This is a genomic window from Mycobacteroides sp. CBMA 271 (genome assembly GCF_009729205.1).
Classification (GTDB): domain Bacteria; phylum Actinomycetota; class Actinomycetes; order Mycobacteriales; family Mycobacteriaceae; genus Mycobacterium.
In genome coordinates this window covers 37,947-54,091 of the sequence record NZ_VTHB01000001.1, presented here as the reverse complement: position 1 = coordinate 54,091, position 16,145 = coordinate 37,947, and the positions used below count along the sequence as shown (strand labels likewise).

Annotated in this window: 17 protein-coding genes; 13 read left to right on the top strand and 4 right to left on the bottom strand. The window is 63.3% G+C overall.

What is annotated here, in order from left to right; genetic code table 11:
- Positions 1-6 precede the first annotated feature (6 nt).
- The 3 genes from FZI91_RS00220 (at position 7) to FZI91_RS00210 (ending at position 2,300) form a co-directional block, all read left to right on the top strand.
- Entirely contained in the window at positions 7-609 is a 603-nt protein-coding gene (locus FZI91_RS00220; protein WP_162526752.1) for a hypothetical protein, read from the top strand.
- A gap of 108 nt (positions 610-717) precedes the next feature.
- Positions 718-1,344: an alpha/beta fold hydrolase gene (locus tag FZI91_RS00215; protein WP_162526739.1), complete on the top strand. Its 627-nt coding sequence runs from the start codon at positions 718-720 to the stop codon at positions 1,342-1,344.
- A 41-nt stretch (positions 1,345-1,385) separates the two neighbouring features.
- On the top strand, positions 1,386-2,300 hold the full coding sequence (locus FZI91_RS00210) for an alpha/beta fold hydrolase (protein WP_155936759.1): 915 nt from the start codon (positions 1,386-1,388) through the stop codon (positions 2,298-2,300).
- On the opposite strand, the gene FZI91_RS00205 is transcribed toward FZI91_RS00210, so the two are convergent.
- Positions 2,281-3,276 (bottom strand): alpha/beta hydrolase, encoded by a 996-nt coding sequence (locus tag FZI91_RS00205; protein WP_155936758.1) that lies wholly within the window; start codon positions 3,274-3,276, stop codon positions 2,281-2,283. The two genes, FZI91_RS00210 and FZI91_RS00205, sit on opposite strands and share 20 nt — an antisense overlap.
- A gap of 108 nt (positions 3,277-3,384) precedes the next feature.
- On the opposite strand from FZI91_RS00205, the gene mqo reads away from it, so the two are divergent.
- From mqo to FZI91_RS00165, 10 genes are all read left to right on the top strand, one after another.
- Positions 3,385-4,869 carry a malate dehydrogenase (quinone) gene (mqo, locus tag FZI91_RS00200; protein WP_162526738.1) on the top strand — a complete coding sequence of 495 codons (1,485 nt, stop codon included), beginning with the start codon at positions 3,385-3,387 and terminating at the stop codon, positions 4,867-4,869.
- A gap of 11 nt (positions 4,870-4,880) precedes the next feature.
- Positions 4,881-5,333 carry a GNAT family N-acetyltransferase gene (locus tag FZI91_RS00195; protein WP_375234399.1) on the top strand — a complete coding sequence of 151 codons (453 nt, stop codon included), beginning with the start codon at positions 4,881-4,883 and terminating at the stop codon, positions 5,331-5,333.
- On the top strand, positions 5,326-7,218 hold the full coding sequence (locus FZI91_RS00190; protein WP_155936756.1) for a VWA domain-containing protein: 1,893 nt from the start codon (positions 5,326-5,328) through the stop codon (positions 7,216-7,218). Before FZI91_RS00195 ends, FZI91_RS00190 begins: the two co-directional genes overlap by 8 nt.
- A gap of 19 nt (positions 7,219-7,237) precedes the next feature.
- Complete coding sequence (cobO, locus tag FZI91_RS00185) at positions 7,238-7,852, top strand: cob(I)yrinic acid a,c-diamide adenosyltransferase (RefSeq protein ID WP_155936755.1); 615 nt, start codon at positions 7,238-7,240, stop codon at positions 7,850-7,852.
- Positions 7,853-7,863: 11 nt separating this feature from the next.
- Positions 7,864-9,198, top strand: a complete 1,335-nt coding sequence (locus FZI91_RS00180; protein WP_162526751.1) for a cobyrinate a,c-diamide synthase — start codon at positions 7,864-7,866, stop codon at positions 9,196-9,198.
- A 59-nt stretch (positions 9,199-9,257) separates the two neighbouring features.
- Positions 9,258-9,734: a hypothetical protein gene (locus FZI91_RS23790; RefSeq protein WP_203448891.1), complete on the top strand. Its 477-nt coding sequence runs from the start codon at positions 9,258-9,260 to the stop codon at positions 9,732-9,734.
- Positions 9,735-9,987: 253 nt separating this feature from the next.
- Positions 9,988-10,275, top strand: coding sequence for a hypothetical protein (locus tag FZI91_RS24160; protein ID WP_166548230.1), 288 nt, complete (start codon positions 9,988-9,990; stop codon positions 10,273-10,275).
- Positions 10,276-10,511: 236 nt separating this feature from the next.
- Positions 10,512-11,150 (top strand): MspA family porin, encoded by a 639-nt coding sequence (locus FZI91_RS00170; RefSeq protein WP_162526737.1) that lies wholly within the window; start codon positions 10,512-10,514, stop codon positions 11,148-11,150.
- Between the two features lie 3 nt (positions 11,151-11,153).
- A complete protein-coding gene (locus FZI91_RS23865; protein ID WP_166548218.1) occupies positions 11,154-11,456 on the top strand; it encodes a hypothetical protein in 303 nt (100 codons plus the stop codon).
- Complete coding sequence (locus FZI91_RS00165) at positions 11,453-11,746, top strand: hypothetical protein (protein WP_155936753.1); 294 nt, start codon at positions 11,453-11,455, stop codon at positions 11,744-11,746. Before FZI91_RS23865 ends, FZI91_RS00165 begins: the two co-directional genes overlap by 4 nt.
- Here the strand turns inward: FZI91_RS00165 and FZI91_RS00160 are convergent.
- From FZI91_RS00160 to FZI91_RS00150, 3 genes are read right to left on the bottom strand one after another with little or no spacing between them, the layout of a single operon-like run.
- Positions 11,729-12,364, bottom strand: a complete 636-nt coding sequence (locus tag FZI91_RS00160) for a TetR/AcrR family transcriptional regulator (RefSeq protein WP_155936752.1) — start codon at positions 12,362-12,364, stop codon at positions 11,729-11,731. The genes FZI91_RS00165 and FZI91_RS00160 overlap by 18 nt on opposite strands.
- A complete protein-coding gene (locus FZI91_RS00155) occupies positions 12,361-15,177 on the bottom strand; it encodes an RND family transporter (RefSeq protein ID WP_155936751.1) in 2,817 nt (938 codons plus the stop codon). The genes FZI91_RS00160 and FZI91_RS00155 overlap by 4 nt, the downstream gene beginning before the upstream one ends.
- Entirely contained in the window at positions 15,174-15,578 is a 405-nt protein-coding gene (locus FZI91_RS00150; protein ID WP_239001971.1) for an MmpS family transport accessory protein, read from the bottom strand. The genes FZI91_RS00155 and FZI91_RS00150 overlap by 4 nt, the downstream gene beginning before the upstream one ends.
- Between the last annotated feature and the right edge of the window lie 567 nt (positions 15,579-16,145).

Here is a 16,145-nt window from a genome sequence, read left to right as displayed (position 1 = left end):
CCCTCGATAGCGGGGCAAGCCACGTGGCCGGGGGAGCGCATCGCGAAATCGCTGCTCACGGCCGACGAGCTGCCCAAGGGCACCCAGTACGACAGGGTTATCGCCGATCCGGGTCGGGTGATCGTCAACAACCAGCAGGTGGTCGGTGCGATGCCCTCGAATCCGCAGGGCTGCGCCGACGGTTTGTCTCCCCGGTTGGCCAATGCAGGCCAGCCCGGACCCGAGAACACGGCGCGGTACATCGCACGGTTCAACGGGGCGAACATCATTGTCAGCCTGTTGCGCGACACCATCGACCTGGCCAACGTCAAGAGCGTGGCGACTCGGTGCGCCAAGTACGAGGTGTTTTTCGACAAGAACTCGCCGGGAACGTCGATGACTACCGAACTGGTGCAAGGCGGCCCCGTCGGCGCCCTCATCTACAAGCAAACGATGATCATGCCCAAGGGCACGAACATTCGTTATATGGCCTTTGCGAACGTCCAGGGGGTGGCAATGGTGGCGACATCCTTTGAGTTGCGTGACCCATCGGTCACGGCCACCGCGACGATGCCCAAGACCTTCCTGGACATCGTGGAGAAGCAGGTCGACAAGATCGAACGCACCTGACGGGCCGGGTTAACGTTTCCTGAAAGGGCTGGTTAAAAGCCCAACCGGAAGGCGCTTACTCAGGTACCGTGCGCCCATGCCCTTGGTCCTCGCGCAAGCGGCTCACCCGTGAGTCCGCCGCCTGAGCTTCGTCGCCCACACCCGGGTCCCCCGTCCGCGCGTGACGGCGAACTGCATCAGGTCGTCACCATCGACGGCCGAACGGTGCAGGTCAATGTGTCGGGGCCGGATAAGGGAACCACCGTCGTCATGCTCGCCGCGGCGGGACATTTTGCGCTCAGCTATCGCTCGGTCTGCGAGCGGCTGCATACCGCCGGGCTGCGCACCGCGGTGATCGGTCACGATCCGCACCTGCATGCCAAGGCCATCACCGGAGTGCTCGACGATATCGGCGTCAAGGTGGCGTTGTTGGTGGGAGACCGCGCCGGCGGCGAGCTGGCCTGGGATCTGGCGGCAACCAAGCTCGACCGGTTCATCGGCCTGGTGGCGATCGATCGCGGACATCCGCGGGTTGCCGATCGAGCGGGTGTGATCCGCGACAAGCACTGCCCACCGGTGGAAATCAATACGACGGTGTTGGTGACCTCGGATACCACCCGGGCGATCGCCCGCGCCAGTCAGCGCTTCGTGTACGGCGATTACCGGATCGTTGAGCTGATGGGGCGCCGGTCGGCAACTCGGGACCTCACCCCGGAGTTGGCGGCCGAGGTAGTGCTGCGCAGCAGCTCTTGGTAAACCGCTGGCTCCCGGCTAGTTGACTCAGAAGGGTCCGCGCCATGAGGTTGCTACGTCGGATCTTGATGCTGCTCGTCGTGGTGGTTGTCACGTTGGCGGCGAACGCATACTTCGTTGATCGGGAGCAGCGGTCGGCCGCTCCCTTCTTCGGTGGCCACGTACTCCAACTCGATGGGCCCGACCTCAATGTGCGTGAGTATGGTCCGCCGGGGGATCGTGCCGTGGTGCTACTGCACGGCTATTCGGCTTCCATCGAATGGTGGGAGAAAGTGGCGCCTGAGCTTGCCCGCACCCATCGGGTGATTGCTATCGACCTGGTGGGCCATGGTGGTTCGGAGGCTCCGCGAGATCCTGCGCAGTATGGCGCCACCGGCCAGGCCGCCGCGGTGCGCCGCGCCCTTGATGCGCTCGGAGTGCGCCACGCCCTGTTGGTAGGCCACTCGATGGGCGGGCATATCGCGACGGCTGTCGCCGAGGCCGAACCAGGCCGGGTCGATCGGATCGTTGTCTCCGACACTTACGGCGCCAGCGGGCTCAAGGCGATGCCCGCGCTGGGCAGCCTGGCGTGCTGGCCGCTGATCGGGCCTGCCGCCGACCGACTGCGTGGTGTCGACGCCATCACCGATAGCGCGCTGCAGGCGGGATTCGCCCCTGGATACCCGGTGCCTGAATTGGCCCACCGCTCTCTGAAACAGCTGACGCACACCGGGGTATGCGATTCGACGGCAGGTGACGAGCTCAACGCCGCCAAGCCCGTCGCAGAACAACTGGCTGGACTGGGAAAGCCCGTGCTGGTGGTGTGGGGTGCGCAGGACGTGCTTACGCCAACGGGCACTAATGTCCAGCGCTACACCGAGGCCGGGCTGCCACCGCGCATCATTGCGGGCTCGGGCCACAGCCCCATGGTGGAGAAGCCGCAGGACTTCCTCGCTGCGGTCAGCGATTTTCTGAAGTAGTCGGCCGCTCTTCGTACCAGCTGAGCCACGAATTCAGCTCCCGGTAGGCCTGTGCGCGTGCGTCCGCTGCGGACAGGAAGACATCATGTTTGGCGTCGGGAACCGGGACGACCCGCTGATAATTGCCGACACATCCCGACCATCGTGCGATCTGCGCAACGTCCAAGACGACGTCGCCGTGCAGGGCCGCTGAGGGATCGACGTCGCCCGAGAGGCTTCGGTCGGAGCGCAGGATCAGATTGGGCACGCCGACGTCCAAGCCGCGGTGTAGTTCGGCATGTCCGCGCCGGATCGCACTGAGCCATCCGAACCGCACCGGGAAGCCGCCGACAGGCTTCCACTCCAGGTTGTACTCGAACTCGCCGTGGAAGTCCTTGTGCAGGCTCGCCCCGTACGCGCCCTCGTGCGGCAGTGGGATCGCTTGTTTCGCACGGAATCTCGAGATCGCCTTCACTGCCGCCGTGGTGCTGCCGCTGCGCAGGAGGGGACGGCCTTGGAGGTCCAGCCACGGGCTGTTCAGGATCAGGCCGGAGATGTCTTCCAGGCGGTTGGCCATCCGCAGGCGGTTGAGCCACAGCGAGACGATGAGGCCACCGGCGGAGTGCCCGTATACGAGCAGTGATGCGCCAGCCGACTCGCCATTGATGACGCCTACCGCGGCGTTGAGTTCGGCGTCGTAAAGCGCCAGATCGCTGATGTAATGCGGGGTTTGGTGAACGCGCCGCGAGCGACCGCATTTGCGTAAATCGAGTGCGAAGAATCGGTATCCGCAGGCCAGGAAATGTTCGGCAAGTGCGGTGTGGAAGAAGTAGTCGGTGTATCCGTGCACCATGAGTACCGCGCGCCCGGTATCCGGCTGAATTTCCGGCCGCACCAGTGTGGCGGCTATTACACCTTCGCCGTCAGGGTCAACGCCCAGTTCAATGGTCTTTCGAAGGTAGCCATCGAGGACATCGGGTTCCCATGTCACGGGCATAGCCTAGTTGACGGAATGATGGAATTACTCGCGCGATAACCTGTGTGTACTCCCGGGTGGCGGCGAAGCATCGCTACTCCAATCAGATTCGAAAAGGACAGTGAACCGGTGTCAAAAGCGCAGGTGGAGCAGACAGACGTTGCCCTGATTGGGTCAGGAATCATGAGCGCGACACTCAGCGCTCTGTTGCGGTTGGTCGAGCCAGACCTGTCGATCACCCTGATTGAGCGCCTCGACGCGGCCGCCAGCGAAAGCAGCGACCCGTGGAACAACGCGGGCACCGGCCACTCGGCGCTGTGCGAGCTCAACTACACGCCGCAGAAGGCCGACGGCTCGATCGACATCACCAAGGCCGTCACGGTCAACGAGCAGTTTCAGGTATCGCGCCAGTTCTGGGCATACGCCGTGGAGAACGGTGTGCTGCCCGACGTACGTGGCTTCCTGAACCCGATCCCGCACGTGAGCTACGTGCGCGGCGCCGACAAGGTCGACTTCCTGCGCAAGCGCCACGACGCCCTAGTGGGTAACCCGCTGTTCGCGAAGATGGAATTCATCAACGACGACGATGAATTCGCGCGTCGTCTGCCGTTGATGGCTGCCGGGCGCGACTACTCCGACCCGGTGGGATTGAACTGGAGCCAGGACGGCACCGACGTAGACTTCGGCGAGCTGTCAAAGCAGTTGGTGGGCTATGGAATACGCACCGGTACCGCAGCCGTTTTCGGCACCGAGGTGCGCAACATCAGCCGCGAGAGCGACGGCGGGTGGATCCTCAAGCTTGTCAACGGACGCACAGGTGAGAAGCGAAAGCTCAAGGCCAAGTTCGTCTTCGTTGGTGCCGGCGGTGGCGCGCTCGGCCTGCTGCAGAAGGCCGGAATCCCGGAGGCCAAGGGCTTTGGCGGTTTCCCTGTCAGCGGCGCTTTCCTGCGGACCAATAACACCGATCTCACCGACGGCCACAAGGCCAAGGTGTACGGCTTCCCGCCGCTTGGTGCACCTCCCATGTCGGCGCCGCACCTGGACACCCGGGTGATCAACGGGAAGGAATGGCTGTTGTTCGGGCCATTCGCCGGTTGGTCGCCCAAGTTCCTCAAGATGGGCAAGATCACCGATCTGCCGGCGACGGTGAAGCCCAACAACCTCGCGTCGATGATCGGTGTGGGTCTGACGGAGTTCGGTCTGGTGAACTTCCTGCTCAGCCAGTTGCGTCTCGGCCCGGATGACCGGATCGACATGTTGCGCGACTTCGCGCCCAGGGCACAGCGCGCCGACTGGGAGCTCATCACCGCAGGCCAGCGCGTGCAGGTCATCCGTCCGGCAAAGGGCAAGGGCGGTGCGCTGGAATTCGGCACCATGGTGCTCAATTCGGCCGACGGCAGCATCGCCGGTCTGCTCGGCGCCTCCCCGGGCGCGTCTACCGCGGTGCCCGCCATGCTCGATGTCATGCAGCGGTGCTTCCCCGACCGCTACGCCAACTGGATGCCCAAACTCAAGGAAATGATTCCGTCGTTGGGCATCAATCTTTCCGAGGAGCCGACGCTGTTCGGTGAGGTATGGGACTGGGGGACACAGGTTCTCGGCTTGGGGCAGTGACGCCGCCGGCGGTGCCGGCACAATCCCGGTGGTGTTGGTCCGCGGACCTGGATACCGAGACACTCTATGGGCTGTTGCGACTGCGTGCCGACGCGTTCATCGTCGGGCAGAACTGTGCTTACCAAGATCTCGACGGTCGTGATCTGGAACCCGAGACTCGGCATTTCTGGATCAAGAACGAAAACAACGATGTCGTCAGCGGCCTGAGACTGCTTGCGGATCCCGGAGTCTCGGGCTTCTGGATCGGCCGGGTGTGCACGGCCGTGGAGGAACGTGGCCGCGGGCACGCGGCGCGACTGGTCCGTGCCGTGCTGGCGGAGATCGGGGGCGCACGTTGCCGGTTGAACGCGCAGGCCCACCTGGCTGGCATGTATGGCAAGCTGGGATTCGTGGTCGCCGGTGATGAGTTTCTCGAGGACGGAATTCCGCACGTACCCATGACCTGGGTGGCCGGAAATGAGTAGCACGACAACGGTTCCCGGCTACCCGCTGAGCGCGATCGTCGGGCACGACCAATTACGACTGGCGCTGGTGCTCTCGGCGGTACGGCCCGACATCGGCGGGGTGCTCATCCGCGGCGAGAAGGGCACTGCCAAGTCGACCGCGGTGCGTGCGCTGACGACGGTGCTGAGTTCTGTCGATGGCGCACGTTTGGTGGAGCTGCCGATCGGTGCCACCGAGGATCGGGTCGTCGGATCGCTGGACCTGCAGAAGGTACTGCGCGACGGCGAACATGCCTTTTCCCCAGGGCTTTTGGCGCGTGCCGATGGTGGCGTGCTCTATGTGGACGAGGTCAACCTGCTGCACGATCATCTGGTCGATGTGATCCTTGATGCAGCGGCGATGGGTCGGGTGCATGTGGAACGCGACGGCGTATCCCATTCCTACGATGCGCGATTCGTGTTGATCGGCACCATGAACCCGGAGGAGGGGGAACTGCGTCCGCAGTTGCTCGACCGCTTCGGATTCGCGGTCGACGTGCATGCCTCGCGTGATGTGGCGGTGCGAGCCGAGGTCATCCGCCGCCGTCTGGCCTACGAGGCTGACTCTGCGGGATTCGTGGCGCGGTATGCGTCGGAGGAGTCTGAGCTGGCGGCCCGGATCTCCGATGCTCGGCGACTGTTACCCCGGGTCACCTTGCCGGATGCGGAGTTACAGCGCATTGCCGCCCTGTGCGCGGCCTTTGATGTGGATGGGATGCGTGCCGACCTGGTGGTGGCGCGTGCCGCAGTGGCGCATGCCGCGTGGCGTGGCGCCGAGGTAGTCGGCGAGCCAGACATCCGGGTGGCCGCCGAGCTGGCGCTGCCGCACCGGCGGCGCCGCGATCCGTTCGATGAGCCGGGTCTGGATCCCGAGCAGCTCGATCAGGCGATGCGTGATAGCGCGCCTCCGCAGGATCAGGATTCCGGCAGGGACGACCCAGATCCCGACCCGGATGGCCCGGGTCCGGGCGGTCCGGGGGGTGCTCCAGAGCCATCCCCGGATTCCGGCAAAGCGGGTGACTCGCAGCAGAATTCGGTTCCCGCGCCCGCGTCATCGCGCCCCAGCCCCGCACCGTCGGCGACCTTTCGTGCCAAGACGTTCCGGGTGCCGGGTGTTGGTATGGGAGCGCCTGGACGACGCTCGGCAGCACGCAACCGGGCCGGCAAGGTGATTGCACCGAGCTCCGATGAGGGCTTCGGAGTGCACGTGCTCGGTACCTTGATGTCGGCGGCCGGCCGGGTAACCGAGCCCGGCAAGCTGCCCAGGCCGGTGCTGTCGGACGTGCAGTGGGCGATCAGGGAAGGGCGCGAGGGCAATCTGGTGATCTTTGTGGTTGACGCCTCAGGGTCGATGGCGGCTCGTCAGAAGATGTCGGCGGTCAGCGGGGCAACGCTGTCGCTCCTGCGCGATGCGTACCAGCGCCGCGACAAGGTTGCGGTCATCACGTTCCGCGGAGCGGAGGCTGCGACGTTGTTGGCGCCTACCAGCTCCACGCATATCGCCGGGCGCAAGCTGCAGCAATTCGATACCGGCGGCAAGACGCCACTGGCGCAAGGACTTCTGGCCGCGCGCGACCTGGTGGCGCGTGAGCGTGGACGCGACCCGCATCGACGATCGCTGGTGGTTGTGCTCACCGATGGCCGCGCGACCGGCGGGCCCGATCCGCTGGGACGGACCCGTCGTGCGGCGGGGATGCTGCGCGCCGAACGGGTGGCCTCGGTGGTGGTGGACTGCGAGACATCATTTGTGAGAATGGATCTAGCGGTCACACTGGCTCAGCAGCTCGATGCGCCGGTCATCCAGCTAGCACACCTGAACGCCGACCGACTCGTCGGTGTGGTGCGCGGCGCCACCGCTGCTGCGTGAGATAGCGGGGGAGGTTTCGATGCCACAGGGACAACCGTCGATGGTGCCGGAGGACGGGCTCACCACCAAGGCGCGGCGCAATGCGCCGATCCTCGCGGTGCACACGGGCGCCGGAAAAGGCAAGTCCACCGCGGCTTTTGGCATGGCCTTGCGAGCCTGGCACCACGGTGCGGATGTTGCGGTGTTTCAGTTTGTCAAGAGCGCCAAGTGGCGGGTGGGCGAGGAGTCGGTCTTCGGCGAGCTCGCCAAGCTGCATGACGAGCAGGGAATCGGCGGCTCGGTGCAATGGCACAAGATGGGGTCGGGGTGGTCCTGGTCACGCAAGACGGGCACCGAGACCGACCATGCGGCCGATGCTGCCGCCGGGTGGGCCGAGATCGCACGGAGATTGGTCGCGGAAGAACACGGGTTTTATGTGCTCGACGAATTCACCTATCCGCTCAAATGGGGATGGGTCGACGTAGAAGAAGTAGTCGAGGTGCTTCGCTCCCGGCCCGGGACGCAGCATGTCGTCATCACTGGGCGCGATGCGCCACAACAGCTTCTGGATGCCGCCGACCTGGTCACCGAGATGACGAAGATTAAGCATCCGATGGACGCGGGCCGCAAGGGTCAACGCGGCATCGAGTGGTGAGTATACCGGCGATCGTGATCGCCGCGCCCGCTTCGGGTAGCGGAAAGACCACGGTGGCAACGGGTTTGATGGGTGCGCTGCGGCGTGCGGGGCATCGGGTGGCGGCGTTCAAGGTGGGACCGGACTACATCGACCCCGGGTATCACACGCTGGCGGCCGGGAGGCCGGGGCGCAACCTCGACAGTGTGCTGGTGGGTAGCGATCTCATCGGGCCGCTGTTCGGTCACGGGTGCCGGGGGGCGGATATCGCTGTGGTGGAAGGGGTGATGGGTCTCTTCGACGGGCGGGTCGGTGATGCGAAGGGCTCTACCGCCGAGATTGCCGCCTCGCTTGGTGCCCCGGTGGTGCTGGTGGTCGATGCGAAGGGCTACAGCCACAGCATGGCCGCGCTGCTGCACGGGTTTGTGGTGCACGCAGCCGAGGCAGGGATTCGGATCGCGGGTGTCATTTTCAACCGCGTCGGGTCTGTACGGCACCGAGAGATCCTCGCGGCTGCGGCGGAGCACGCCGGACTTCCCGTGTTCGGAGCGATACCCCGGGCCGAGGAATTATCTATTCCGTCACGGCATTTGGGACTCGTGACGGCGATGGAACACGGCCAGTCGGCGCTCGATGCGATTGAGGCGATGACTCAGCTGGTTGCGGTGCATGCGGATGTACCCGCGCTCGTCGCCGCCGCGCGTAGCGATGTGACGGGCAAGCCGTGGGATCCGGCCGAGGTGGTTGGCACTCCGGTCGCCGGGGAACCGGTGGTGGCGCTGGCCGCCGGTCACGCGTTCACCTTCGGGTACGCCGAGCATCGCGAGTTGTTGGCGGCAGCCGGTGCGGCGGTGGTCGAATTCGACCCGCGTTCTGACGATCTGCCCGCCGGGACCGCAGCCTTGGTGTTACCCGGTGGATTCCCGGAGCAGTTCGCCACCGAACTCTCGTCCAATGGGACTCTGCGCCAACAGATCCGCGACATGAAGGGGCCCATTCACGCCGAATGCGCCGGTCTCACGTACCTGTGCGCAGATTTGGATGGCGCGCCGATGTGCGGGCTGATCGATGCGCGTGCGCGGTTCACCGACACTCTGACCCTCGGATACCGAGATGCGGTGGCGATCACCGGTTCCGTGCTCTTCGATGAGGGAGAACGGTTGAGCGGACACGAGTTTCATCGGACCACGGTCGACTACCGGGACGACGCCAGACGCCCGACCTGGGCCTGGAGCGCCGCTGACGGCGTCCGCCACGAGGGCGCCGTGGCGGGAGACGGACGCATCCACGCCTCGTATCTGCACACCCATCCGGCAGCGAACCCTAAGGCGATGGCCCGGTTTGTGGCGCAAGCGGCTAGATCCTAGTTCTCCTGTCTCACGCAGGGGAGAGACTATAGACTGCGCACCTGAGCCGAGGGGGCATCATGACTGATCAGCCGCAGTATCCCGAGATTCCACATCCGGGTGTTCCGCCCAGCCAACCGGCACCCCTTCAGCCCTACCCGGGCGCCTACTACCCGGCCGTGCCGTATTCGGGCACTCCCTATCCGCCGCCGCAGTATGCGACCGCGCCCCAGCAGTATCCACCGCCGTTTGGTTCGCCCGGCTATCCGTACCCACCTCCGACGGTCAACGTGGCGATGTACGGACCGGCAATACCGCCCAAGAACCCTGGTATCGCTATCCTTCTGTCGTTCCTTTTCGGGCCGCTCGGCATGCTCTACTCGACCGTCAGCGGTGGTCTGATTATGTTGGGCGCCAACTTTCTTATTCTTATACTCGGATTCCTCACCTTGGGTCTCGGCTACTTACTGTGGTTCTTCACATGGTTCGGCGGAATAGTCTGGGCATACATGGCAGCCGAAGAACATAATCGTCGGCTTACGCCTCCATACCGCTGATGCAGACGCCTCAATCTGGTTGAAGTGTGGGGAGTTCCGAATGGTGGAACTTTTCGGTGCTGAATGCTGACCTTCTGGCAGCGGAAACATCTGTGATAGAGGATGTTTCAAGAACAACGAGTCTTGAGCCCTGGGCTGCAAAAATTTGCCTGGTACCATCGTTGACATGTCAGGTTGCGGGGTGCCCAAGTACTGGCTGCGCTCCGCGGTCGTGCTGGCAGTTCTGTGCTTGTTCGTCGGGGGCGCTAGCTTATTGCCTGGCGACAGTTCGTACTTAGCAAATGCGGCTACCCCGGTGTCGTTGTATGACACTGCCGAGGTTCATCATTGGGAACCGATACAGCACGGCATGGCCGTCACCCGTGTTCGCCACGGGCTGGCTGTGCAGCCGGTCTGGCAGCCGCTCGCCGTGTCGGTTTTCTCGCTTAGTGGTGCGGCATTACTGGTTTTGTTGATGTCCCGGCGTAGCGCGTTACTTTCACATGCCCCGGATAATGCTGGGTGGCAAAGACTTCTGTATTTAGGGATCAATCGGCGCTGAGGGACCGCTGAGTCGGCAATTGCTGCCGTCTTGCGTGTATCAAACCCTCACTAGCCGTGCAGCGCCCGTTATCGGGGTGCCTGGGCGGCTCCGTATCTGTTGATTGGACCGGTTCTTGTGGCGACTTCTGCCTCTGTCTATAGACCTTTGTTGTTTGTGAGCGTGCGCCACGATGCGCTGGCGTCTCCCTCTCTTTTCCTAGTGGCATCCCACCTGCGTACGGAATGGTGGATCTCGTGATTGCCCGCCTCGTCACGACGAGCTTCTTCATGGCTGCGTGTGGGCTCACAGATGCGGCCATGGCCATCGCAGAGCCAAAAGATATGGCGTCGCAGCAATATTCGAGGACGACCCGGGATGGATGGCATCTGGAGATCCGGCTGGACCACGAGCGTGTGAACTCCGTGCCGAACCTGGCGGCAGCCTCGAACTCACGCGAGGCCTTCATTACGCTCTCGGGCACGGCAACGGCGACAGGCGGAACCAACCCCATCACCGACAGTCTCTTCCTGATCGGCTACCAGCTCGGCTGCCAGTCCGATGTGTCGTCGGGATTGCAGATCGGTGGATCCGCCGGTGTCGCACCGTCAGTCAACGTTGGCGTGCTTCCCCTGCAAACCGTGGGAGTTGGAGGCAGTGCTGGAGTCAGCGGATTTGTGCAGACCGTGGTGCAACCCGGCGTCATTGTGAACCTGCCGCTGGGCAACATGGTGCTGTCGCAGGGCAATACGGGAGCGTTGGATCTGGACAACGTCCATGTGAAGGCGGACGCCTGCGGAGGAGACGTTACCGTCCGGTCCTTCGCCTCGCTGCGTGTGGCTACCGAGACCGGGCACACCGAATTCGCCATCTACGGCGACCCGATCAAGATCTAGACCATGCGATTAGTCTGTCTCGCAATACTCTTGGTCGTCCTTACGTGGCAAGCCTCGGTGACCGTGGCAGCGGCTGAACCGCTGTACCCGTTGCCCGCAGTGCCGGTACCAGTACCCGGCGCGGCTCCCAACAATCATGCAGCCACCCCATCGCAGTCAGTTTTCGGGCTGTTGCCGCCGCCGCGGCGCGGGGGTATGCAGATCTCGGCCGGAATTGATGGCGGGCATAGCGCTCGGATCGGTGGGGGGATGACCGGCGGGCTGTTGGAGGACCCGCGCGGGCTCAACGGAGGAATTGCGCCATGATCCGAGCATCGTGTGTGGCAACGATTTGCATAGTGCTTGCCGCCGGCCTTGCCGCACCCGCGTCGGCGGAGCTACCCCCGCCCAACCCGGCTCCGTACGGTCCGGCGGTCGCACCAGGCCAATTGCCTACGTTGAACGTGTCGCGCGGAACCAGGCTGCCGTCTTCGATGTCCGGTGCGCATGGGCCGCGGATGTCCGGTGGTATGGATGTAGCCGGAGCATCTGGGGGTATCAAGGCGAGCGCAGGATTCGGAGACGGGAAACGGGGGAGCTCAGCCGCGGTCCCGTGACACGGTGACGGGCGCCTGTACCAACGGGAGTATCACCTCGTCGATCATCCTGTGCATATAGGTTTCGTCGATGACGGTTCCCTTGAGGGCCGCGGTCAGGCTGAGGCCCAACGGGATGTCGTAGACGAGTGACAAGTCGCGGTCCCGCGCGATCTCACCTCGTGCAATTGCGCGGAAGAAAACGAGTTCCATCCGTTTCTGAGTCTGCGACACCAACAGCTCGTTCAACGCGGTTGCCAGGGTGGGGTCGTTCACGGCTTCGGCGATAATCCCGGCGAGGAGGTTGCCGGTGAGCAGGCTGTTGTCCCCGAGATCCCTTGCCGCACTGAGGGCATGTAAATCACCGCGCAAGCTCCCGGTGTCGGACACGTCCGAGTGCTGGGCGAGCGAGGGCCGACCGTGCAGGAGTGCGTCCGCGGTCAGCGCTGCCTTCGAGGGCCACCGCCGGTAGATGGCTGCCTTGCCGACACCGGCGCTGGTGGCCACCTCGTCCATGTTCATCGCGTCGTACCCCTGCTCGACCAGCGCCGAGAAAGCCGCCTCAAGAATCGCCACGTCCAGGGATCTGTTGAGCCGCCCGGGTGTTCGTTGCCGTTGTATCGCTGTGCTCTTGGTCATCGAGATCTCACCGCCATGTGATCGCGGAGATTCAGCGGCCACCAGAACCAGCGGCCGAGCAGCGCGGCGATGGCCGGCATCATGAACGACCGCACGATCAGAGTGTCGAAGAGCAGGCCCAAGCCGATCGTCGTCCCGAGCTGCCCGACGATCCGCAGATCGCTGACGACCATGGCGCACATGGTGAATGCGAACACCAGGCCCGCGTTGGTCACCACCTTTCCGCTGCCACCCATGGCGCGTATGAATCCGGTCTTGAGCCCGCCTGGCAGTTCTTCCTTAAACCGGGCGATGAGCAGCAGGTTGTAGTCGGAGCCCACGGCCAACAGGATGATGACCGACAACGGGACCACGAACCAATGCAGATCCATACCCAGCAGGTCCTGCCAAATCAGTACCGAGACACCGATGGACGCGCCGAGCGACACCGCGACCGTACCGACGATGACAAGAGCGGCGACCACGCTGCCGGTGACGAGCAACATGATGATGAAGATCAAGCACAGTGAGGCGATGCCCGCGAGAAGGAGGTCGTACTTGGCGCCTTCTTGTAGGTCCTTGTTGGCTGCGGCGGTCCCTCCCAGGTAGATCTTGGCGTTCTCCAAGGGAGTTCCCTTGATCGAATCCGCCACTGCCTCTTTGATGTTCCCTACGGTCGCTATTCCTTCCACGGAGGCAGGGTTCCCCTGATGGGAGACGGTCATCCTGACGGCCTTCCCGTCGGGGGACAGGAACATCTTCAATCCACGTTTGAAGTCGGCGTTGTCGAATACCTCGGGCGGCAGGTAAAACGAGTCGTCGTTCTTGGCCTGGTCGAAGTACTTACCAATCAGGGTGGAGTTCTTGGTGCTCTCATCCATCTGGTTCATGATCCCGGACATGGTGCTGTGCATGGTCAGCAACGTGCCGTGCATAGACTTCATGATCGCGATCATGGGCGGAAACTCGGCGAGCATGCGCGGCATCAGGACATCGACTTTGTCCATGTTCACCATCATGCCGTCCATGTCTTCGACCATCGCATCGACACCGTCGAGAGCATCGAACATCGTCCGGCTCGCCCAGCAGATCGGGATGTCTGAGCAGTGCTTTTCCCAGTAGAAGTAGTTGCGAATCGGTCTGAAGAAATCATCGAAAGTGGCTGTCAGGTCACGCATGTCGTGCATCCTGCCTTGCATCACCTTCATCTGGCCGGTCATATCGTGCATGATGCCGGTGAGTTCGCGCATCATGCCGTACACGCGTTCCATGGTGCCGATCATGATTTCCATCTGGTCGGCCATCGTCAGCATGTCCGCCATGCGGTCCTTCATGTACTTCATGTTCTGGATCTGGCCGGCTCCCTGTAGGCCTATCTGGAACGGTATCGAGCTGTGTTCGATCGGAGTGCCCAGCGGTCGGGTGATTGCTTGCACTCGGCCCACGCCTCGGGCATGGAATGCAGTCTTGGCGATTCTGTCGATGACAAGCATGTCCGCGGGATTGCGCATGTCGTGGTCGGTTTCGATCATCAGCATTTCGGGGTTCATCCGGGCTGGCGAGAAGTGCCGCTCCGCAGCGGCGTACCCAACTTTCGACGGTACGTTGTCGGGCATGTACTGACGGTCGTCGTAACCCGGGGTGTATCCCGGCAGAGTGAGCAGGCCGACGAGCGCAATGCCCATTGTCACGACGAGAATCGGTCCGGGCCAGCGCACTACGGCCGCGCCGATACGCCGCCAGCTGCGCTCGTCGTGCTTGCGTTTGGGCTCGAGGAGCCCGAAGCGACTACCCACCGCAAGTACCGCAGGCGCCAAGGTGAGCGCCGCCGCCACGATCACGAGAATGACGAGCGCGCACGGCACACCCATCGACCGGAAAAGCGGTAGGCGCGTCAGGCTCAGGCAGAGCGTCGCCCCCACGATCGTCAAGCCTGATCCCAAGATCACGTGGGAGACACCGGAGTACGCGGTGTAGAAGGCCGCTTCCCGGTCCTGACCGGCCTGGCGCGCTTCGTGATATCGGCCCAGTAGGAATATCACGTAGTCGGTACCCGCCGCGATGCCCAGCATCGTGACCATGCTGACGGCATACGTCGACAGCCCGATCACATTGAAATTGCCCAATGTCGCGACGACACCCTGGCCCGCCATCAGTTCCACCCCGACGATCACCAGCGCCAGAAACATGGTGATCACGGAGCGATACACGAAGAGCAGCATCACGACGACGACGCCGACGGCTATCAGGGTGGTTTTCTGCATACTCTTGTTGCCCGCAGTTCCGGTGTCCGCACTTGCGGCGGTCCCGCCGGTGACATACGCGGTGACCCCGTCGGGACCCGGTGTCTCCGCAATGATCTTGCGGACGGCATCCACCGATTGATTCGCCAAGGTGGTGCCCTGATCGCCAGCCAGATTCACCTGAACATAGGCGGCCTTTCCGTCGGCACTCTGGGCGCCGGATGCGGTGAGCGGATCGCCCCAGTAATCCGAGATGTGCTGGACATGGGTCGGATCGGCCTTCAGCTTCTTGATGATGTCGTCATAGAAGCGGTGCGCCGAATCCGCCAGCTCCTGCTGTCCCTCCAGCACGATCATCACGGAGCTGTCGGAGTTGAACTCCCCGAACACCTTTCCTGTGTGCATCATGGCGATCATCGACGGGGCATCCTTCGGGGACATCGAGACCGAATGCGCCATGCCGACCTCGTCGAGCGAGGGGGGGAGGACGTTCAGGAGGATCGCGAGGGCAAGCCAGAAGAGGATGATCGGGACCGACAGAACCCGGATCAGTCGTGCGATCCGGGGAGGCTTCGCTGCGTGGCCGCTCATGCGGACTTCACCAGGCAGTAGATATAGGCGTTGTGCTCGTTGGAAACTCGCTCGACTTTGACCTCGCCGTTGACGATGATCCGGCAGCCGATCTGATCGCCATCACCTTGTGCGACGATGTTGCCGCTCAATGACGGCAAGATCGAAACGATCTTGAACGACCAAGGCAGCTGCACGGCGTCGACGCGAGTCGGTTGCGCGTCTTCGTTGAAGTAGTTCACATCGGCCATGGCGCCGGGCCGGCCGAATATCTCGTAGATCAAGGTCTTGGGGTTGTAGGGGACGGCGTCCCTTGCGTTGTTGTCAGCGGCGGAGGCCGAAGACTCGGACCCAAAGATTCCACGGACCCGGAAGACCGCGAAGCCGCCGACGGCGACCACCACCGCGATCAGCAGTGGCATCCAGATCCGTCTTACGATACGAAGCAACACCAAACCCCTTTGTGCTCAAATGAATAGCCGCACTCGTCGAGTTGGGCGCCGTTGCCTCGGAATGATGCGGAACTTGAGTTCCGTGTGATGTCGGGGACGCTACTCCATCGCGATCCGGCACGCGACATGAGCGGCCTCGGTTGAGATCGGCGCCATAGTCTGTCAGATCCGTTGCGCTAGGCCGTGTTTGCATTCCGCACCGCTTCCGTCGCCGGGTATGTCTCGCCGCCGCGGAGGCATACGGGCCAACTTCCCGCCCACGCGGGCGGGAAGCCCGGTGGTATTCGCTCGCAACAGATACATCGACGCAGACCTGGACGTCCCCTTATGTTCGCTTCAGCAACCTGTTTGGGGGCGTTTGATCGTCTGGGAACCGCGTGGCGCCGGACTCCCCATGCGATCCCCTGTGGAGGAGGTGTCTCCTCTGCCCGGCGCGCCGGGCGAACCTCCGTTGCCCTGTTCTCGGCTGACCATTGGAGTAAGCGATAAAGGCCTCGTCATGGCGGATCTTGATCGGTATCCGATAGTAGAAATCTA